The 20,692-nt window shown below is 64.1% G+C and carries 20 protein-coding genes and 1 pseudogene; all 21 read right to left on the reverse strand.

What is annotated here, in order from left to right:
* Window positions 1–222: 222 nt before the first annotated feature.
* Window positions 223–1,875: a polysaccharide biosynthesis protein gene (locus NUW12_02870; protein ID MCR4401715.1), complete on the reverse strand. Its 1,653-nt coding sequence runs from the start codon at window positions 1,873–1,875 to the stop codon at window positions 223–225.
* A gap of 32 nt (window positions 1,876–1,907) precedes the next feature.
* Entirely contained in the window at window positions 1,908–3,563 is a 1,656-nt protein-coding gene (locus NUW12_02875) for an N-acetylmuramoyl-L-alanine amidase (protein ID MCR4401716.1), read from the reverse strand.
* A 139-nt stretch (window positions 3,564–3,702) separates the two neighbouring features.
* Window positions 3,703–3,936, reverse strand: coding sequence for a MoaD/ThiS family protein (locus NUW12_02880; protein MCR4401717.1), 234 nt, complete (start codon window positions 3,934–3,936; stop codon window positions 3,703–3,705).
* A complete protein-coding gene (locus NUW12_02885; GenBank protein ID MCR4401718.1) occupies window positions 3,933–5,795 on the reverse strand; it encodes an aldehyde ferredoxin oxidoreductase family protein in 1,863 nt (620 codons plus the stop codon). The genes NUW12_02880 and NUW12_02885 overlap by 4 nt, the downstream gene beginning before the upstream one ends.
* The gene (locus NUW12_02890) at window positions 5,796–6,194 is read right to left on the reverse strand and encodes a 4Fe-4S dicluster domain-containing protein (GenBank protein MCR4401719.1); all 399 of its coding nucleotides are present in this window, start codon (window positions 6,192–6,194) and stop codon (window positions 5,796–5,798) included.
* A gap of 118 nt (window positions 6,195–6,312) precedes the next feature.
* Window positions 6,313–7,457: pseudogene (locus NUW12_02895) on the reverse strand (FAD-binding oxidoreductase).
* A complete protein-coding gene (locus tag NUW12_02900; GenBank protein MCR4401720.1) occupies window positions 7,450–7,818 on the reverse strand; it encodes a (2Fe-2S)-binding protein in 369 nt (122 codons plus the stop codon). The pseudogene NUW12_02895 and the gene NUW12_02900 overlap by 8 nt, the downstream one beginning before the upstream one ends.
* On the reverse strand, window positions 7,799–8,305 hold the full coding sequence (locus NUW12_02905) for a 4Fe-4S binding protein (protein ID MCR4401721.1): 507 nt from the start codon (window positions 8,303–8,305) through the stop codon (window positions 7,799–7,801). Before NUW12_02905 ends, NUW12_02900 begins: the two co-directional genes overlap by 20 nt.
* Window positions 8,298–9,401 (reverse strand): NAD(P)/FAD-dependent oxidoreductase, encoded by a 1,104-nt coding sequence (locus NUW12_02910; GenBank protein ID MCR4401722.1) that lies wholly within the window; start codon window positions 9,399–9,401, stop codon window positions 8,298–8,300. Before NUW12_02910 ends, NUW12_02905 begins: the two co-directional genes overlap by 8 nt.
* A complete protein-coding gene (locus NUW12_02915; protein MCR4401723.1) occupies window positions 9,388–9,711 on the reverse strand; it encodes a (2Fe-2S)-binding protein in 324 nt (107 codons plus the stop codon). The genes NUW12_02910 and NUW12_02915 overlap by 14 nt, the downstream gene beginning before the upstream one ends.
* A gap of 236 nt (window positions 9,712–9,947) precedes the next feature.
* Window positions 9,948–11,729 (reverse strand): DNA repair protein RecN, encoded by a 1,782-nt coding sequence (recN, locus tag NUW12_02920; protein ID MCR4401724.1) that lies wholly within the window; start codon window positions 11,727–11,729, stop codon window positions 9,948–9,950.
* Between the two features lie 21 nt (window positions 11,730–11,750).
* The gene (gene argR / locus NUW12_02925; GenBank protein MCR4401725.1) at window positions 11,751–12,227 is read right to left on the reverse strand and encodes an arginine repressor; all 477 of its coding nucleotides are present in this window, start codon (window positions 12,225–12,227) and stop codon (window positions 11,751–11,753) included.
* A 13-nt stretch (window positions 12,228–12,240) separates the two neighbouring features.
* Complete coding sequence (locus tag NUW12_02930) at window positions 12,241–13,098, reverse strand: NAD(+)/NADH kinase (protein ID MCR4401726.1); 858 nt, start codon at window positions 13,096–13,098, stop codon at window positions 12,241–12,243.
* A gap of 56 nt (window positions 13,099–13,154) precedes the next feature.
* On the reverse strand, window positions 13,155–14,051 hold the full coding sequence (locus NUW12_02935) for a TlyA family RNA methyltransferase (GenBank protein MCR4401727.1): 897 nt from the start codon (window positions 14,049–14,051) through the stop codon (window positions 13,155–13,157).
* Window positions 14,052–14,077: 26 nt separating this feature from the next.
* Window positions 14,078–16,078, reverse strand: coding sequence for a 1-deoxy-D-xylulose-5-phosphate synthase (gene dxs / locus NUW12_02940; GenBank protein ID MCR4401728.1), 2,001 nt, complete (start codon window positions 16,076–16,078; stop codon window positions 14,078–14,080).
* Window positions 16,065–16,718: a hypothetical protein gene (locus tag NUW12_02945; GenBank protein MCR4401729.1), complete on the reverse strand. Its 654-nt coding sequence runs from the start codon at window positions 16,716–16,718 to the stop codon at window positions 16,065–16,067. The genes dxs and NUW12_02945 overlap by 14 nt, the downstream gene beginning before the upstream one ends.
* Window positions 16,719–17,400: 682 nt before the next feature.
* Window positions 17,401–18,348: a polyprenyl synthetase family protein gene (locus NUW12_02950; GenBank protein MCR4401730.1), complete on the reverse strand. Its 948-nt coding sequence runs from the start codon at window positions 18,346–18,348 to the stop codon at window positions 17,401–17,403.
* Window positions 18,345–18,578, reverse strand: coding sequence for an exodeoxyribonuclease VII small subunit (gene xseB / locus NUW12_02955; protein ID MCR4401731.1), 234 nt, complete (start codon window positions 18,576–18,578; stop codon window positions 18,345–18,347). The genes NUW12_02950 and xseB overlap by 4 nt, the downstream gene beginning before the upstream one ends.
* Before the next feature lies 1 nt (window position 18,579).
* Window positions 18,580–19,818, reverse strand: coding sequence for an exodeoxyribonuclease VII large subunit (gene xseA, locus NUW12_02960; protein MCR4401732.1), 1,239 nt, complete (start codon window positions 19,816–19,818; stop codon window positions 18,580–18,582).
* 52 nt (window positions 19,819–19,870) lie between these two features.
* The gene (gene nusB, locus NUW12_02965; protein MCR4401733.1) at window positions 19,871–20,296 is read right to left on the reverse strand and encodes a transcription antitermination factor NusB; all 426 of its coding nucleotides are present in this window, start codon (window positions 20,294–20,296) and stop codon (window positions 19,871–19,873) included.
* 155 nt (window positions 20,297–20,451) lie between these two features.
* Window positions 20,452–20,682 (reverse strand): DUF2273 domain-containing protein, encoded by a 231-nt coding sequence (locus tag NUW12_02970; protein MCR4401734.1) that lies wholly within the window; start codon window positions 20,680–20,682, stop codon window positions 20,452–20,454.
* Window positions 20,683–20,692: the final 10 nt, after the last annotated feature.

The following is a 20,692-nucleotide window of genomic DNA, read 5'->3' on the forward strand; positions in this document are numbered from 1 at the left end:
GTTCTCTCAACCCGCTCTCCGTCGCTTGCGCGGAGGGCGTCGTTCTCGCGCAAGCCAGGCATCGTCCTCGGCAGCAACCGTAACTATGGTTCGTCCTAGGCGCTACCCCAATTCTAGCATATATCAGCCACCTGGAGAACTGCTAAGGGAGAGGTGTGCCGAACGGGCGCTGCGAGCGAGTCGCCGGCACGCGCGGACGGTCCCCGGTTGCGGCGACGCTGCCTACCTGCGTAGGATGCCTGAGCTACGAAGGGCGTGAGCGAGCGGACGTCCTATGAGCGGGATGGCGGCGACCTCCCGCTGCGCGATCTCGCCCAGGACGAGGAGGATGAACCCGTAGAGAGAGGCGCCCACGGCGATCGCCGCGACTGTCGCGACGGAGTTTCTGTAAGTATACCCGAGTAGAAGCCGGTATACGATCTTCACGGCCGGGACCATAGCCGCGCAACCCGCGACCACGCGCCATCCTGAGCTCAGCAAGCGTATCCCCTCTCCCGTGGCTCGGGCCACCGCGACCGTGTTCAGCGCGCCCGCGACAAGGAACGCCAGACCCGTCCCGAAGGCCGCGCCCCTGATACCGATCCCGGGAACCGCCGTGAGGACGTAGTTCACGCCTCCCGCCAAGACCGCGCCCACAAGCCCGTTTCTCGCAGGCACCAGCACCTTGCCGAAACCGTTGAGGACGCCCGCGGTGGTCTGTTGCAGACAGAAGAAGACCGACGCGAACGCCATGGCGGACAGGGGCACCCCACCCGCCGGATCGTTGAAGAGCAGAGAGCAAATCTGAGTAGGAAGCACGCCAAGACCTGCGGCAGCCGGGAGGCCCAACACGACCGCGCTCCTCACCGCCTGTCTAGCCAAGCGCCTCGCGCGCCGCGCCTCGCCGCCCGCGTCCGCCGCCGCCACTTGCGGCACCAAGTTTGTGGCCACCGCGGCAGTGACCACTCCGGGAAGGGCGACGAGTCCGACGGCCATGACCGCAAGGTGTCCGTATAGCCTCGTTGCTTCTGTCACCGCGAATCCGGCTTGCTGGAGGCGGGCCGGCACTATCAAAGCGTTGATCGTGTCGAGGAGAGGGATGACGAGCGCTGCGAGAGTCGTGGGTCCGGCAAGCGACAAGAGCTGCCGAAGGGTCGCCCATGAGGTGGCGAGGGGACGCGGCTTGCGCGCTAGCCTCGAGCTTCGCCGCGGAGCCCTTCGCATCCGTGACGACGCCCTCCCAAACCGCGAACCCGCGCCCTCCTTCGCCGACTCGCAATAGAAGGCGGCCAACATGCAGAGGCCGACCACGGCCCCGGCCACGCCGCCTGCGGCTGCTCCCCCGGCTGCCCAGTGGACGCCTCTAGGAAGAAGCGCGTATGCAAGCCCGAGGCCCGCCACGACCCTAACAACCTGCTCCGCCACCTGTGACACTGCCGTGGGCACCATGGTTCGGTGGCCCTGAAAATACCCTCGAAGCACGCCGGCCACCGGGCTGACCAGTAGGATTGGGGAAAGGAACCGCATCGGCAAGTATGCCCTTGGGTCTCCGATCAGCGTTGCGCTGAGGAGATCCGCCCCCTCGCGCAGCGCAGCGGCCAGGATGCCCCCGACGGGTATGACGAAAGCAAGGCATACTAGGAGGACTTGTCTTGCGCCATCGCGGTCGTTCTTCGCAAGGCGTTCCGCCACGAGCTTCGAAGTAGCGACCGGGAGACCCGACATACACAGCACGAGCGCCAGCGTGAACACAGGCGACGCCATGTGGAGCAAGCCAACCCCCTCGGCTCCGATGAGCCGGGCGAGGGGTATGGTGAAGAGCGCGCCGAAGATCTTGGTAACGACCGCGGCGGCCACGAGGATCGCGGTCCCCTTGAGAAAGGACTCGGGCTTCATAGCGGTACCGTACTATGATGCGAAACACTCGGTCATGCCAAGAGATGCCTACCGCGATCCGAGCCGCGGGCTCGGCGGGGTTTCAGGACGACTATGGGCGTCTGCTGGTCGTCGTTGCCGAAGGGGTTGTGAGCCAAGGCGCGGGCCAGCCAGTCGGTCTTCCCCTGCAACGTCGACCCCAGCACATCGACGCACCCGAGGTCGTTGACGTCGACCACCACGGTGTCCACTCCCGTGGCTTTGCGGACCTCCCTCGCCACCTCGTCGGGGTTTGCTGGCCCGAGTATGACGTGTTTGTCGTACGGCGGCATAGTGCCGGCGATGTCATCGATCTGAGCTAGAGAGCGCCCGGCCACCCGAAAGAAGTCCCCCCTTCGTCCGAGCAGCCTCCCAACGCCCGCCGCTGCCGTGCCAAGGAGCACCTTTGTCGCGCCAGCTTCACGCAGGGCGAGTTCCATCGCGGGCGGCGTCGCGAGGCTTCCGTCTTTGCCCGGAAGCTTGCACAGCATCCGAGCGAGAGGTCCTGGATGCACGGAGCCCGGGAGCACCGCCCTGCCCTGCGTGATCGCGACGACGCTCTCGGCGAGCGCCACTACGTCGCCCGGACGGGCTATCCCCCGAACGTACCTCCGCACCACGTCCGCGATTCGCTCATTCTCTCCGATGATATGAGTCCGTATGGGAACCGCTTCCACGCACGCCGGCGCTTTCGCGGTCCTCTCCGTCCGCGCGGCGTAGTCGGCTCCTCCCGGTCGAGCGGCCGTGTTGTCGGCGCGGTCCGCTGCAATGCGACCCTCCCGGTCCGCGAAGTATCGCTTGAGGCCGATCATGATGGCGGACGCGGCCCTCTCCTTGAACGTGCTGCTTCTAAACCACCCCTCTTCCACCCAGTTGGTGAGGGTGGCGACCTCAACGAACACGCAAGGCATGCCCGGGTCGCTTTGTGGCTTCATTGAACACCTGGCTACGCCCCTTGTCACCACGGGCAGCTTGGCGACTATGGAGGATTGGACGTGCCTGGCCAGTAGCTCGCTTTCGGCGTCAGGAAAGTGCAGCGTGCGCGCGCCCGCGATGGCGCGGTCGCGGGAACCGAAGGTGTGGACGCTCACGAAGGCGTCGCACATGGCCTCCCTCGCCAGTGCGAACCGCTTCGCGGCGGGGACGCCTTGATCAGAGGTCCGCGTCATGACCACGCCTGCTCCCGCGAGGGAAAGCCGGGTGGAGAGCAGGCGCGCTATCTCCAGGGAGACGTTCTTCTCCAGCAGGTTCACGGGGCCTCGCTCTCCCGTGTCGCTTCCGCCGTGCCCCGCGTCCACCGCCACCGTCTTGCCCTCGAAAATGGCGCGGATGGGACTCCTGTCGAAGTCCACCACCAGCCGCGCGGGCATCCCGGCCGATTCCGTTATCGTCCACAAAGGAGAGTGCTCGAGCCTTACCAAGACCTGTGGGTGCGGCGGCCCTGCGTTCACCGTCACGTGTGTCAGGAGACCGTCGTTCACTGCTATGGTCGCGGGGGCCATGGCGAGTTCGCAACCTGGGAGGTCTATACGCACTTGTTCAGGGGACAGCGCGCGGACGCGATGGTGGACCGGAAGCGTGGCTTCGACGACGAGGCGCGAGACCATCCGGCGACAAACCGAGTCTGCGAACTCCGTAGCCCAAACGTTCGTGACCAAGGGCTTCTCCAAACGCGTCCACCCCGTCCGGCGCAAGTCTCGTGTCGCCGGAAAAGGCGACACATTACATGGTATGCCCGGACGGGGTGGTTCGACACTGCGGCTTTGCCGCATGCCATGTCGGGGAAGCGGCTTGCGCGACGCAAGGAGGCTACCCTCCTGAGACGGGCGGGAACACCGCCACTCGGTCTCCCGCGGACAGCTTAGTCGAAGCACCAGCCACCTTTCCGCCGACAATGACTATCCCCCATAGCCCCTGAGCGAGCCCCGCAGCGGCAAGTGCGTCACCCACGGTGGCCCCATCGGGAAGCACCAATTCCATCGTCTCTGCCAGCCCCGGCCTCATGGCCACCAGGACTCTGGACACCTCTAGCGTAACCTTCATGAGATTCGCCCCATCGCCAGGAGTTCTTGAGCGACTTCGGGGAGCCCCAGTCTCTCCAGGGTCTTCGCGGTTGGCCGCCCGTTCCTATCCCATCCCCTCAAGTCATAGTACTCGTCGAGGAGCCTGTCGAGGTCCTCGCGAGTAATGCGCGACCCGGCAAGGGGACCGTCCGGGACGGGTTCGGTATAGAATCTCTTGGGCGGTTGGTCGTCCGGCCTGCCGAAGTCCGCCCTCTCGCGCACACCGAAGGCGCGCACCAGATTCCATATCCGCTCTGACTTGGCGAGCAGGTCCTCCCACGTGTCTTGACGACCCGTCACCGCAGGGTAGAGCCTGGCGTAGTGCTCGAGCGGAACTCCCAGTTCCACCCACTGCAGCCGGCACACGCCCAAGCAGTCGAAGAGCGGCCTCACGTGTTGAAGCTCGATCACCTTAGCGGCCTTTCCCTCGATCACTTTGCGGCCGACGGCGATATCATGGGTGATGGACCACGCCCTGTTGTGGTGAGCGCCTATGTCGCACGTCATGTACGCCAGCATCATCGACGGCGCGCCACGAGACTCGTATCCGCTCCACTCCAGGCCTTTTACATGGATCGCGAAGTCCTCGCTTCCTCCTCCCCATGCCTGCGCGGCAGCCTTGACACCTCTCGAGAGGGGTTCCCCTATTCCCTTACGCGCTGCTATCAGCTTTGCGATTTCTACGAACGCGTCCAGGCTGCCGAAGCGCGCCTCGATTCCCGAAGACTCTTCTTTCGTGATGATGCCTCTCTCGAAGCATTCCATTGTGAACGCTACGGCGCTGCCCGCAGAGATGGTGTCCATGCCGAGCTCGTCGCATATGTAGTTGGCGTACGCGACTTCCTCTATTGACCCCAGCGCGCAGTTGCTTCCAATCAGAGCTGTGGTTTCGTATTCGGGGCCTTCCAGGAACACCGTCTCACCTTTGTATCTCGCTCGGCAGAACTTGCCCGTGGCCATGGGGCATGCAAAGCACGCCTTGTCGCGCACGTGGATGTCGCTCAGCATGCGCTCACCGCTGAGGGCGTCCGCTCTCTCGTAGAAGTTCTGCCTGAAGTTCCGAGTCGGCAGGGCTCCAATGGAGTTGGACCACGTGGTCACCTGAGCGAGCCCCTGGTCTTGCCAGACCTTGAGCGCGGGATTCGCGGCCAGCGAAGCGAACATCTCTCCCGCTGCCTTCCGCAGCGCAGCCATGTCGGCCACAGGGACGCCTCGGGAGCCTCGCACTGCGATGGCCTTCAGATTCTTCGACCCCATGACCGCCCCCATGCCGCAGCGCCCCGCCTGCCGACCTATGTCATGGTTGACCGACGCGAAGACCACCATGTTCTCGCCCGCGGGACCGATGGTGGCTATCTGGAACTCCTCGCCAAGTTCATCCTTGAGGGCCTTCTCAGACTGTATCGCGCCCTTACCCCACAGCTTCTTGCACGGGCGAATCTCGACCCTGTCGTCGTCTATGAAAAGATACGAGGGCACCGGCGCTCTGCCTTCCACTATGACGGCGTCGTACCCCGCGTACTTGAGTTCACCCGCCAGGTGACCTCCGATGTTGCTGTCGCCGTAAAGTCCTGTCGCGGGGCTCTTTGATGAGAAGCTCGTCTTGGCGCCGCTCGGCAGGAACACTCCTGAGAACGGCCCGGCGGCCACCACCAGCTTGTTGTCGGGGCCAAGCGGATCCGTTCCTGGAGGGACTTCCCGGTAAACGAAATAGGCGCCGAATCCCCGCCCGCCTATGTACCCATCCACCAATTCCTCATCGAGCGGCTCCTTGGATGCTGTTCCCGTGGATAGATTGACCCTCAGAATGGACCCCGCGTATCCGAACGTTCCGCTCATCTAGCTCGCCACCCTTCCCGCGATGGCCAGGGCGTCAAGGACTCCCCTTGGGCAGAGGGCTGCGCACTCCCCGCACGCGACGCACTTGATGGGGTGGCCGACTTCGGGATGCGTGAAGAGCGCGCCGTTAGGACATGCCTCCACGCACACCCCACAATTCGTGCACGCTCCCTCGTCTATCACTACGACGCCACGCTCAACAGAGATAGCTCCCACCGGGCACGAATCCACGCACCCGCCGCATTGGTCGCACACGACGACGTCGTACCTCGCGTCCAGAAAGAGCCTGGAGATCACTCGAATGCCCGCCTTCTTGGGGTTGTTCTCTCCGAAGTTCTCGACAGAGCACACGAGCTCGCAGAGCCTGCAGCCCGTGCACCTGTCCAGGTCAAGTTTCACTCTCGCTCCCTCCCCCGAAGATAGGTAATGGACACGGACCTCGGTCCGCCGGCCCTCGGGCTCATCCTCGATGCGAAAGCGGGGCGCCGGGACCTAGGCACGGCACGACTCCATACCTCTATACGACGGATGGCTCCACCACGAGCTCGCCCCGCTCGAACCTGCCCAGGTCGAGGCCGGTCACGTCCACGCACGGCCTCTCGTCGCAGATGATCTCCGCAAGCAGCCGGCCGGTGACCGGAGCGAGCATGAAGCCGTGCCCTGAGAACCCGCAGGCAAGGTAGAAGCCCTCGACCGGCGTCGCACCCAGGATCGGGTGGGCGTCCGGCGTCATGTCGTACAGCCCCGCCCATTGTCTCACGACCTTCAGGGTCCGAAGGGGCGGCAGGATCCTCGTGATCTCACGCGCCATGTCGACAAGGAACCTCCAGCTGCTCTCTGTGTTGAACCCGTGGGGCTCCTGCGGATCACCCATCCCCATGATGAAACTGCCGTGTGGGGTCTGCTGGCAGTACACGCGCCGAGAGAAAGACATCACCATCGCCGCAGCGCGGGCTCCACAGGCTCCGTCACGAGGATCTGGTGACGCTCCGCCCAGAAGGGGATCTCGAGGCCCGCCATGGCGGCCACTGCCCCCGAGTGCGGTCCCGCGGCGTCGACCACCACCGGCGTGTCAATGCTGAACTCGTTGCAGTGGACCCGCACAACCTTGCCTTTCTCGACCACGATCCCCCTCACTTCGGTGAAAGTCATGACTTTCACGCCGAGCCTATGCGCTGCGTGCGCATAAGCGTACGTCACGTGAAAGGGGTTTGCGTGCCCGTCTGTGGGACAGTACGCGGCGCATAGCACGTCGCTTGCGTTCAGCATCGGGACTATGGCCTTTGCCTCGGCGGGGGTCAGGAGGCTCGCGGGTATTCCCAAGCTGCGCTCGAGCTCCACATTCTTGATGAACTGGTTCATCTCGCGATCGGTGTATGCAAGGAGCAGGTAGCCACCTTGTTTGAACTCGATGCTCCGGTCGTACTCAAGCTCGTCGTCCATGCGCTCGAACATCCGCACGCTTTCCCGGGCGAGGACGCAGTTCAGCTTGGTGCCCCACTGCTGGCGAACTCCCGCGCCGCAACGTCCCGTGGACCCGCTGGCAAGATATGATCGCTCCACGAGGAATATGCGGCCGAACCCGCGTTTTGCCAGATGGTACGCAATGGACGCCCCCACCACTCCCCCGCCTATCACCACGGCGTCGGCGCGCTCATTCATCGCAATCACCCTCGCACCCCGCCTCTTCGCGACCGGGGCTCGCGGCGGCCGCGCCGCCGAGGCGCACGGGCTTGGTGGGCGGTCTGAACTTCGTCGGCGCGACGGAGGCCATGTCCTTCCCCGTTGCCCTGGCTATTTCCGCCAGAACGAGCTGCCTACACGTTCTGCCTTGACAGGGCCCCATTCCGCACCTGGTGATCCGCTTGATCTCTTCGAGAGTGGAGTATCCTTTCGCCAAGAGATCACGAACCTCGTCGAGAGTGACGTCCTCGCAGCGGCAGATGACGGTAACGTCGTCTGCCACCCCGGACCCGGCCTTGCCGCGGGAAGCACGCTCACTCTCAGACCTCACGCGACCCACCCCCGCTCCCTCCTACCCGGATGTGCCTTACTTCCATGGAAAGGGACTTCGGTACCTCCACCCACACCACGGTCGTCCTGTCGTGCTTTGCCGACCTTTCGACCTTCACCACCCTCGCCGCGCACCTCTCTTGGCCCGACCTATCCAGTCCGGCCACCTCATCCCCGGGCGACGGCACCGGCAAGAACTCATACGGCAATCTGACGACGGCGAAGTCGTCTTTCCAAGTCTCGTCTACCACGAAGATCGCAAGGCCGGGGCATGCCGGTATGCAGGCTCCACAGCCGTTGCACACATCGAAGTCCACCTCGGGAAGATGGTTTATCTGACTGAACGGGCGGATCGCTCCACGCCGACACGCGTCGTGGCAGGGGTCGCACGGGATCTCCTCGAAGCACTCAATCGCAACGCACGGCCCTCGTGAGCGTCTGCCCTGATCTGGGATCCTGCCCCGAGCCCTCGCGTCGAGCCACGCCGCGTCAGGCAACTACGCCGACCTCCCTTCCGAGGCGCATGAGCCGATCTATACCCTTACGCACCTTCTCGCCCTTCGGACCTGCACGAAGCGCGTCGAGCTGCGCCCTTGCAGTCGCGAGCATCTCCTCGGAGTCCCGCGTAGAGTGCCCAAGGGATCGCGCCGCGGCAATGCCGGCGATGGTGCCCTCGATCATCGCGGACGATGCCTCCTCGATGCCCGCAAGGTCACCTGCAACGTAGATGTCCGGGCGCGAGGTTCGGTAGTCCTCGTCCCTGATGGCAACGTGTCCACCCAGCTCCGGAATGTAAGCCATCTTACACCCCGCCTGCCAGAGGAGATCCGCCAGAGGCGCAAGCCCAACCGCAAGGCATACCGTGTCAACCTGGAAAGCACGTTCCGTCCCCGGGATCGGTTGAAAGTCGCTTCCAAGCGCCCACACGCAGGCAGCCTCCACCGTCCTCGCCCCGTGGACTGCCTTGACCGTGTGAGAGGTCAGGATCGGCACTCCGGCCCTCCGAATCTTTCGCGCGTGCACGTCGTACCCGCCGACCTCGGGCATGGCCTCGACAACCGCTGCCACCTCAACGCCTGCCTGCAACAGCTGGTAGCTGACGATGAGGCCTATGTTGCCCGCCCCAACCATGAGCACGGATTTTCCTGGCCTGACCCCGTACACGTTCATGAGGGTCTGGACCGCCCCCGCCCCGTACACCCCGGGGAGATCGTTCCCCGGGAAAGCGAGCATCCTTTCGGAAGCTCCGGTCGCGCACACCATACACGCGGGCTTGATGAAAGTGAGAGAGTCCTCGTGTTCAATGCCCATGGCGCCGTCATCGTAGATCCCTATGACCGTGCTTTCCAGCATGAGGTCGACCATGGGGTCGTTCTCTATCTGTGCGGCTAGGATTCGCGCGATGTCCATCCCACGCTTGCCTGCGAACTGCCCCCTCGACCCGAAGAACTTGTGGGTCTGCTTGACAAGCTGCCCCCCGGGCCTGTCGCCCGAGTCCACGCAGGTCACCTGAGCTCCAGCGCGTCGAGCGGCGATCGCAGCGCACAAGCCCGCCGGTCCCGCGCCTATCACGCAGATCTCAGTCGTTCGCAAGGAGCACACCCTTTCCTCTCTGAGTCTCGACACGCATGCCCTCGCGCAGCTTCTCCACGCACACCCTCACGTTCGGCCTGCCGTCCACTGTCATCAGGCATGAGGAGCAGTTCCCGATGGCACAAAAGAAGCCCCTGGGCCTCTTGAGCTTGGGGCTTTCTCGCAGCACTCGAACGCCCGCGGCGTGCAGGGCAGCGGCTATGGGCTCTCCCTCATACCCCTCGAGTTCCCGCCCGTCGAACGTGAAGCGTACCTTCTTGCCCTCCCTGAACTCCAAGATGGGATGGGCAGTGATCCTAGCGTCAGTCACCCCCGCTTCCGCCCCCCTCTCTCGCGCGACCAGCCTTGACCCCCCGGAGCACGCTCGAAGCCCTCTTGCGGCCGAGATGACCGACGGACACACGTCGTGGTCCGCCGTAGCGGATGCCCGAGGCCAACAGGGCACGAGCGCGAGTTGGCGCACCGAGGTAGTTATTCGCTACTGTGCGGTGATCTCCTCTTGCGGTGCTATACGAGCTTCGGAAGGCAGCGAGCCAGGCGACGGTCTCACGTGGCGAGGACGCGCCCGCCGCCTGCACACCTCGACGGGGCACCTTTGGCGGAAGCGGGGCGACGCGACGCGAGGAGCATTTCCTTGGCATGCTTGATGGAGGTCGGCGTGAGCTCGGCGCCGCCTAGCATCCGGGCGATCTCCGCGGCGCGCGCTTCACCCTCGAGCTTCTCCACCATAGTCAGCGTGCGGCCGCCTTTCTCAACTTTGCTGATGCCGTAATGGACGTCGGCCATGCACGCGATCTGCGCGAGGTGAGTGACGCAGACTACTTGGCGCACGAGGCTCGTCGACGCAAGCTTCTCCCCTACCGCCGTCGCCGTGCGCCCGCCTATACCGGTGTCTATCTCGTCGAAGATGAGCGTGCCCACCTCGTCTACCGAGGCGAGGCACGATTTCAGCGCGAGCATGACGCGAGATATCTCGCCTCCGCTTGCTATCCTGGCCAGTGGTTTGGCCGGCTCGCCCGGGTTCGCAGAGAACAGGAACTCAACGATGTCGGCACCACCAGGCCCCACTGCCAGGAGCTTGTCTCCCACTGGCACTCCTCGCGGGTCTTCCTTGCAGGAGAAGCTCACACGGAACGTTGCGGAGCCCATATTGAGGTCGGCGAGCTCCACCTCCACTTGCCGCTCGAGGGCGCGAGCGGCACGGACCCGCGCTTCGCGAAGGGACGCGCAGAGCCCGCCGAGAGAGACCCTCAGCTTGGTGAGCTCGTCGGCGATCTCGGCCATCTCCTCCTCTGAAGAAGAGGCTCTCTGAAGCTCCTCGCCTATCCTTCGCCGAAACTCGAGGATCTCGTCCACGGTGTCGCCGTACTTTCTTCTGAGCCGCTGCAGCAGTGCGAGCCGCTCCTCAATCTCCGCAAGCCGCGCCGGGTCCAGCTCTATGCCGTCCCTATACATCCTGATGACCCTCGCGGCTTCCTCTGACGCCGCAAGCGCGTTCTGGAGCAATTCCAATGCGCCTCTCAGAGAGTCATCCACCTTCAGGACGGCCTCGATTTCGGACACGGCCGCTGCTAGCGCGTCGCACGCGCCCAAAGCGCCCGTGTCGCTTCCGCGCAGGCCGGCGTAGGCCGAGTTTGCGTGTGCATAGAGCTGATCCGCGGCCGCAAGGACCGTCCGTTCCCGGGCGAGACGAGCATCCTCCCCAGGCGACAGGCGCGCGGCGTCTATCTCGCGCGCTTGGAATTCGAGAAGGTCCATGCGTTGCGCTCGTTCTCTCTCGCCGGACCGCAAGGATGCGAGCCTCTCTTCCAGCTCCACCAGGCGCGCGTAGCCCGACCTGACCTGCTCGCGGATGCCCAGCGCCTCCGCGCCCGCAAAGTCGTCGAGAAACTCTATGTGGCGGCCGACTCTGAGCAGCGACTGGTGCTCGTGCTGACCGTGGATGTCCACGAGGTGTTCTCCGACGCTCGAGAGCATCGCTTGCGTGACCGGGCGCCCGTTCACCCTGCACTGATTTCGTCCCGACCTCGAGATGGTGCGCGAGATGAGCACGAGACCGTCCTCGCCCACCTCGATGCCGAGGTCTTCCAGTGCCGCCCTTGCCGGTGAAGCTTCCTCGACGCTAAAGACCCCATGAATCGACGCTTCCTCCGCGCCAGTACGGACTTGGTCAGACGATGCCCGACCGCCTAAGAGGAGCGACATCGCTCCTACAATGATGGACTTGCCCGCGCCCGTTTCTCCGGAGAGAACGTTGAGACCCTCCTCGAACTCGAGCTCGACCTCGTCCACGAGGGCGAAGTCCCTGATTTGAAGTTCACGAAGCACAATGCCTCACCACCGGCGTCTCTAGACGTCGCGCCCTTCCGGAGAAGGCCTTCGCAGCTTGTTGAACCTCTCGATCACTTGTGGCACGGCGGACTTCGGGCGCACCACCGCTAGAATTGTGTCATCGCCCGCGATCGTGCCCACCACCTCTTTGAAGTCCGCCTCATCGATCGCGGCCGCGACCGCGTGAGCGTTGCCGGTTAGCGTCTTCACCACCACGAGGTTCTCGCTGAAGTCCACCGCGACCACGGAGTCGGCGAACAGCCTCGCGAGACGTCGATGAGCCTCCTCCTGTGAGCGCTCGTGGGGGATGCCATAGCGGTACCGGCCGTCGCTGGTCGGCAACTTGGTTATGCGGAGCTCCTTGATGTCGCGCGACACGGTGGCCTGCGTGACCTTGAAGCCTTCCTTGCGCAGCTCGCGGGCAAGATCTTCTTGAGTCTCCACCACCTTGTCCCTGATGATCTTGAGCACCCTGGCATGCCGCTTGGCCTTCAAGGATCTCACCTTCTTACACGTTCCCTTCCGCAAGCCGCGTCCTAAGGACCTCGTAGAAGCTGCGGCGCCCGAGCTTCACGAGGCGGGTCCTCTCTGCGGCCGCCCCCACCCACACCTCGTCGCGGTTCTCCAGACGAAACCCTACCTGGCCATCGACGGTGAGCATGACTTCCTCGTTGGGAGCGGACAGCACTATCCTCACCGTGTCCTTGCGAGACGCGACAAATGATCTGGCTGCTAGAGTGTGAGGACAGATGAAGGTCACTATCAAGGTGTCGACAGCTGGATCCACTATCGGGCCTCCGGCGGAGAGCGAGTACCCCGTGGAGCCCGTCGGACTCGCGACTATCGCGCCGTCCGCGGGGTACGTGCCGATCAGGTTCGGCCCGATGTACGTCTCTAGCCTTATCATCCGGGCGAACGCGCCTTTCGTGACTACCACGTCGTTCAGCCCCACGAAATCGGCCACCTGTCCTTGGGGGGCGCGGGTTACCCTCGCGCGGAGCATCATCCTCTCCTCCACCGTGTACCGGCCGCCCAGAACCGCATCAAGGGCATCATACAAGCCGGGCAGCTCGACTTCGGTGAGGAAACCGAGGTGGCCTACGTTTACACCCAGGATGGGGACGTCGGACCCCGCCAGGCGACGCGCCGCATTGAGGAGAGCGCCATCCCCGCCCAAGACCACCGCAAGATCCAGCTTCTCGCCTACATTGTCCGCGCCAAAGGAAAGGTGGGGGAGGCCAAGCTCGCGGGCGGATTCCGGGTCCAGGAACGCCTCTGCCCCGCGCGCCGGGAGGAACTTCAGGACCTCTCTCGCCGCGTCCAAGGCGGTACGCTTTCCGATATGGGTTATGAGGCCGATCCTCATCTTGTCCAGCCCCCGCTCGGACCATGACCGACGTGAGACGCACGTCACTACGCGCGTCAGCGCCGTGGCAAGCGATCGACGTCTGCCGCGCGAGGGGGTGCATGGAGATCGCCGCCGGAACCGTGTTCCCCGAGATCTCGGTGGGCTTCGAGCACCACCTCACGTACCCTCGCCTCAAGCGCGCCGACGCCGCAACCGCCTTGCCGTCCCTTTACTGCATACACCAAAAACTCGATGTTTCCTGCCGGCCCTCTTACCGGGGAATGAGTGACGCCGCGGATCTCGAGACCACACTCCATCATGTGTCCCATCACGCGCACGAGAGTCTGAACGTGCACCTCTGGGTCGCGCACGACCCCGCCCTTTCCTACCTTGTGCCTCCCCGCCTCGAACTGTGGTTTTACGAGCGCCACCACTGCCGCTTCGGGCGTGAGGAAGGTCAGAAGGTGCCCGAGGAACTTCTCTATGGAGATGAACGACACGTCAATGGTGCAGATGTCGACCTTCTCCGGAACGGCGTCGTGCTTGAGGTACCTGATGTTGGTGCGTTCCAACACGACCACCCGGGAGTCGTTCCTGAGCTCCCACGCCAGCTGGCCGTATCCCACGTCGACGGCGTACACCCTCTTGGCGCCGTGGCAGAGAAGGCAGTGGGTGAAACCACCGGTGGACGCCCCCACGTCAATGGCGGTTTTACCCTCCACATCAAGGTCGAACTCTCGCAGCGCTTTCTCCAGCTTCTCGCCGCCCCTGCTGACGTAGGTCGCTTTCGTCGGTTTGAGCTCGATCCGGGCCGATCTGGACACCCTTGCGCCAGGTTTGGTCTGTGGCACCCCGTCCACGATCACCTCTCCCGCCATGATCGCCCTCTGGGCCTTCTCCCGGGTCTCAAACAACCCGGTGCTCGAGAGCAACACGTCGAGGCGGCATCGGGGCTCGTCGCGCCCAGACATACCGTGCGCGTCCTCTGTGCGGCCTTCTACTCCCTCGACAGCGTCGTCTGAGCTTCCCACTTGGCCACCCCCACGTCGGGCGATGACGAGCCACGACGTTGCTCCTGCAAACTGCGATGCAAACCGCGCCAGGATCTAGAGGCGCTGTTGTCCGCCCCGCAGAGGTCTTGCGCCGCCCGAGCGATGTGCATCGGCGTGAGCCCGCATGCTGCAAGGAGCGCCTCGCGGGATCCGTGCTGGACGAAGGCGTCCGGAAGGGCCAAGTGGCTGACGGCCACCGCTTGTTCGCCGTAACCGCGCCTCGCGAGCGTCTCGAGGACAGCGCTCCCAAATCCTCCCAGCGGGGTTCCCTCCTCCACCACCACGATCCTGCGGCAGCTCTCCGTAACCTGGATCAGGAGGTCCTCGTCAAGGGGTTTCGCGAACCTCGCGTTTACAACGGCGGCCCTCACGCCTTCTCGCTCGAGCAGCCGTGCTGCCTGCAGTGACGGATGGACCATGCTTCCTATGGCCACTATGGCCACGTCGTCTCCGTCCTGGACGAGCACCCCCTTGCCTCGTTCCACGGGTTGCGGCGGACGCAAGGCGGCCTGTCCGAACCCCTGGGACTTCGGGTACCGCACTGCCACGGGCCCGTCCATGGAAAGCGCGGCGCGGACCATGGCCACCAATTCTTCCTCGTCGGCAGGTGCCATGAGCGTCATTCCGGGAACGCCGCGCAGGTAGGCAAGGTCGAATGCGCCGTGATGGGTTGGGCCGTCCTCTCCGACGAGTCCCGCCCTGTCCACCGCGAAGACCACGTGAAGCCCCTGCAGGGCCACATCGTGAACGATTTGATCGTACGCTCTCTGGAGAAAAGTGGAATAGATCGCCGCCACCGGAACGATGCCCAGGCTCGCTAGCCCCGCGGCGAGAGTCACGGCATGCTGCTCAGCTATACCTACATCGAAAAAGCGGTCCGGATGAAGTCGTGCGAACACATCCAGTCCCGTGCCGTCCGGCATTGCGGCGGTAATTGCCACTATCCTGTCGTCTTCGGCCGCAATGCTGGCGAGGGTTTCCCCGAAGACCTGGGTGAAAGTCGGCGGCCCCGGTTGCTTCGGAAGCTCGCCCGAAGCCACATCGAACCTCCCCACTCCGTGAAACCTTCGAGGGTCCCGCTCGGCAGGCGCGTATCCGCGGCCCTTCTTCGTGACGACGTGCACTAGCACAGGACCGCCTTTGGCGCGCGCGTCCTCGATCGTGCGCATGACAGACGAGATGTCGTGGCCATCGAGCGGCCCAAGGTATGTGAAACCCAGGCTCTCGAAGAGCATCCCCGGCACGACGAGGTACTTGACGCTTCCCTTGAGCCTTCGCAGGCTCTCGGCAAGGTCCTTACCGATTCGGGGGACGCCCTCGAGGACGCGCTCTATGTCCTGACGTAGTTTAAGGAGGCGCGGCTCCGTTCGGATCCTGGCAAGGTAGGAGGCAAGCGCCCCCACATTCGGGGAAATGGACATCTCATTATCGTTCAGAACCACGATGAGGTCGGTCTTCACGTGGCCCGCGTGGTTGAGAGCCTCGAACGCCATGCCCCCCGTGAGCGAGCCGTCGCCGATGACCGCGACCACTGTGAAGTCCTCGCCCTTCAGATCGCGTGCCATAGCCATGCCGAGCGCCGCGGAGACCGAGGTGCTCGAATGGCCTGTGTTAAAGGCGTCGTGAGGGCTCTCGTCGCGTCTGGGAAAGCCGCTGAGCCCGCCGTACTGCCTGAGGCTGCCGAAGGCCGCGCGCCGCCCAGTTATGATCTTGTGTGCGTACGCTTGATGTCCGACATCCCAGATGATCTTGTCCCGCGGGCTGTCCAGCACGGCATGCAAGGCTATCGCCAGATCCACCGCTCCGAGGCTGGATGCGAGGTGGCCCCCGGTTTTCGCCACCGTGTGGATGATTTCCTCGCGTATCTCCTGGGCGAGCCTGTCCAGTTCTCGCGGCGCAAGCCGCTTCAGATCGTGCGGGAGATCCAAGGAGTCAAGGAGTCTCATCACTCTCGTTCTCTCTCCATTTCCGGTGGCGATCTTGTCGCTCCCGGTTCCTCGCCGACAGCCGCGCGCGCCTGTGGTGACCGGTCTTTCCACCACGAAGGAACGTAAGTCCCGTGACGGACTCAAGGCCGGCCATCACCTTTCCGGCGGCGAGCACGATCATCTCGGCGTCGCTCACGGCGATGTTCTTGCTCCAGGCCTTTCCTCCGACCGTGAGGCCCGCGATCACTCCGATGACGACCGTGCTGATCAAGGTCTCGCTGATGCCGGGTCGCGCAAGCGCCGCAAGGCGCATCGCGATGCTCACCCCGACCGCTCCGCTCACCGTTCCCGCCATGTCGCCGACCACGTCGTTGCAGAAGTTCGCCACGCGGTCGGCGGACCGAACGATCCTTATGGCCTGGTGGGCGCCTCGCACCTTCTTCGCCGCCATGGCGTGAAAGGGTTGTTTCTTGGCTGCCGTTGAAGCCGTGCCGATGACGTCGAACACGACCCCTATCAGGACTATCCCTAACAGAACAAAAAGTCCAAGAACCAGCCCGACCTGACCCAGCAGTATCTTGGACACGAAATTCACCAATATGGCTAGGAAAAACGTTGTAAAGCCTACGGACACAGCTCTTGCGAGACGTTGGTCCAAGAACCGCATCACCTCGATGATGCTCCAGGCAGGTGGTAACACTCCGGGTAAATATTGTGGCTTGAGGTCCGGCTGGTTTTCCCTGCGGTGCTCCCTCGCGTTGCCGCTCGGGCGGTTTCCCGTTTACGACCGCCTCCCGCGGTTGCCCCTGCGGGTGGCCGGATTACCACTTAGCGCACACTGCAATCCCCGGAATGCCCCACTTGTTCGGACAGTCTAGGAGTTTTCCTCGGCAGCCCCCACCATCTTCTAGCCTCTTTTGCAGCTAGGGTTTCATGCGGCAACGAGCCGATCCCCTGGCCAGGAGATACGGACCCTGGTACCCGCAATCCCGCTCCCGCCACTCAAGGCAGGCTACGCTGCACCAAGCACGGTGTACCTCGCACCCTGCCCGCACCTAGGTGCAGGTTTACCCCCCGGCCGTGGCAGCCGGTCGGTGCCGTCTCGCCACGGGGTCGGGTCTCCGCGAAGAGAGGGTCCACGCCCGCATGCCGTTGCAGATCGCCCTCTCCTCTTAACCCCCAGCACCAACCCCCGACTGGGCGTCGGCGGCCAGCACCAGGGACTTCATCGATGTGCCCTTGACGGATTTTTAGGCCCGTCTTCAAAGATGGTGGTGCTGACTAGAATACTGCACCACCTGCCCTGGCACGAACGATTATAACACACGTGTCCCCTGCCTTCAAGCAACGGTGCCGGCAAGCACCTTCGCGAGCGCGCGAAGCTCCGAGGCTTCGGCCTCGCCGAAGAGCGCGAGCGCGTCGTCTGCGGCCTCGACAAGACGGGCGCCGTACTCTCGCGCGCCCGCCGTCCCCATGACTCGGGGGAAGCTCTCGGAATCGTCTTGGGACGCGTCCGCGACGTCATCGAATACTTGGAAAGCCCTCCCAAAGAGCTCGCCATAGCGCGTCAAGGCGTCGAGTTCGTCCTCTCGCGCTCCCGCCGCGATTGCGCCGCAGCGCACGGCCGCCCTTATCAGGGCTCCCGTCTTGAGGTCGGCGAGGCGTTCCACGTCGGAGAGGCTCGCGCCGCGGCAATCGCGGCGGTCGTGAGGCGGGGCGGCGGGAACGGCAGCCTTCGCTCGTCCGGCAAGAGACATGTCGACGGCCTGGCCACCGGCCATTCCCAGGCTTCCGGAGGCGCGGGCGATCTCCCACACGACGCTCGCGGTCGCCTTCAAGCCCATCAAGCGGCGGGCCTCCCGCTCCGACAGGACCTGAAAACTCAAGGAGAGGAGGGCGTCGCCCGCGAGGATGGCGACCGCCTCCCCGAAAGCCCTGTGAACCGTGGGACGCCCGCGCCTAAAGTCGTCGTCGTCCATTGCGGGAAGGTCGTCGTGGATGAGGGAGTACGAATGGACTAGCTCAACAGAGACCGCGCACGGCATCGCCCGACGGATCATCCGCTCGTCCCCGTCCGCGTCGCGCCCCCCGCCTTCGGACTCACGGCGCCTTCGCCCAACCGCAAGGGCCGAGCCGAGCACCAGGAGGGGCCGCACGCGCTTTCCTCCTGGAAACACCGCATACCGCATGGCTTTGTGAAGATCTGCAGGAAAGGCTGTCTCCGGGGGCAGAGCCCGGTTCAGAGCCTCGTCCACCAGGCGTTTCATGGCGCGCGCCCATTCGTTCATCCGCCTTCATCCTCTATCCGGAACGGCTCGGTGACGAGCTCACCGCCTTTCGTCTCCACCAGCTTCGCGATCCTCGTCTCCGCCTCGTCCAGCTTCTTTCGGCACATCCGCACCAACGACATGCCCTTCTCGAACGCCTCGAGCGACTCTTCCAAGGTGAGATCTCCCGACTCCAGGCGGGAGACCGTCTCCTCCAGCTCTCCCATGGCCTTTTCGAAGTCGACGCTCACGTCATCCCGCTGCATCTCTCCCCGCATCAGGGCCTCCCTCCTTGATCGCGCTCACGACACATTCGAGGCTGCCGTCGACCAGAACGACCTCCAGGGCGTCGCCCGGCTCGACTTTGCGCACGCTCCGCACCACGCGCTTCCCAGGAAGGCTCCTCACCACTCCGTAGCCACGCGCGAGCGTGCCAAGGGGGTTCAGCACATCCAGCCTGGCTGCGAGCGCGCCGAACGTCTCACGCTTCCGAGAGAGCTCGTGCTCCATAGCTGTGACCATCCTCTGGTTCGCGTCACCCAGCTTCTGTCGGTGCTCTCTCGTCAGATCCTGCGGAAACCTGAACACGTGGGACCGGGCCACTCGCTCCAGGCGCTCCCTCTGCTTGCGGACCTCGGACCGCGCGGCCGCCTCGAGCCTCAGAGAGAGCTGCACGATGGCGTGCCTCGTCTCGGCCATGTCGGGCACGGCCATCTCGGCCGCCGCAGACGGAGTCGGTGCACGCCGATCCGCAACGAAATCGGCGATGGTGAAATCCGTCTCGTGCCCCACCGCCGATATGACCGGAACCTTGCAGCCGGCTATGGCTCGCGCGACAGTCTCGTCGTTGAAGGCCCAGAGATCCTCTATCGAACCTCCGCCGCGCCCGACTATTACAACGTCTATGATGGCGGAGGCTCGGTTGATGAGTTCTAGAGCTTTCACGATGCTTGCGGGAGCTTCATCCCCCTGGACCTGCGCGGGAGCGATGAGGATGGTGGTGCCTGGAGCCCTCCTGCTTATCACCGTTATGATGTCTCGCACCGCGGCGCCTGTAGGCGATGTTACTACCCCGACGACAGACGGGAACCTCGGCAGCGGTCTCTTCCTGGCCGCATCGAAGAGGCCCTCGGCGGCCAGCTTCTCACGAAGCTGCATGAAGGCAAGGTACAGAGACCCTGTACCTGCAGGCATCATGTCCTCCACGTACAGCTGCACGTCACCGGCTCGTTCGTACACTCCCACGGCGCCGTACGCGAACACGAGCATTCCCTCGGCAGGCGCGAACCTGAGGCGGGAGTTGTTCCCCCGGAACATGACACACCGAAGTCTCGCGGATGAGTCTTTCAGGCTGAAGTACATGTGTCCCGAGGTGTGGTGGGTGAAGTTCGAGATCTCGCCGCGCACCCAGATGCCAGAGAGCAGCTCATCGCCCTCGACGACTTGTTTGATGTGCCTGTTGACCTCCGAGACCGAAAGGACCGAGAGCATGACAGCACCTTCGCCGGCTCCTCCGCAGGATTCCTCACTAGACCGCTTGAGCCTACTCACGCGCTTCACCAGGGCTCGCGGCCACTTCCTGAGCGAGCCTTCCCAGAATGCCGTTGACGAACTTACCCGATTCCTCGTCCCCGAATTTCTTGGCGAGTGCCACTGCCTCGTTGATCGCCACGCCCACAGGCACGTCTTCGCCGTAAAGGATCTCGTACACCGCGAGGCGCAGAAGGGTGCGGTCCACAGCACCCATGCGATCCAGTGACCATCCGATGGCAAGCCTGGATATGGTCCTGTCTATGTCAGCGCGGTGTTCAATGACACCCGCCACGGTCTTTCTGAGGTACTCGAGGTTCTTGTCGTCGATGCGCCCGCCGCGGGTTGCGGTTTGAATGGCGGACTCCATCGCCGCCCGACCCACGTCCATCTGAAAGAGCGCGGTAAACGCCGCTTCGCGCGCCCCTCTCCTCGTCAATCCTCTCACCTCGCCTAACGCCTGACACGCGCTGCGTCCGGCTCGCAGTGTCTCCTCTTCGCTGAATCCGGGCAGGACGAGCTGGCGTCTGGGATAGCCCGATGCTGGAGGTCCGTCCGCGAGCCGGGGTGAGGCTGCCGTCCCCAAGCGCTTGCCTAACGGTCTTGCGGAGGGAGGAACTCCTCGAGGACTTCCCTGATGCTCCTTCGGCTATCGAGGTGGCGCCCTATGAGGTAGCCCACCACGACGCAGCCGGCAAGATAAAGGCCAGCTACGGGGCTGAAGAGAATCATCACCCATCCAACGATGAAACCGAAAACCGATCCGAACACCTTTCCCGGGTGTTCAAAGGCAAGACGCAGAATCTCCCGCACCTCGGGCCGCATGAACCTGTCC

This window comes from Bacillota bacterium (assembly GCA_024653485.1).
Lineage (GTDB): Bacteria > Bacillota > SHA-98 > UBA4971 > UBA4971 > UBA6256.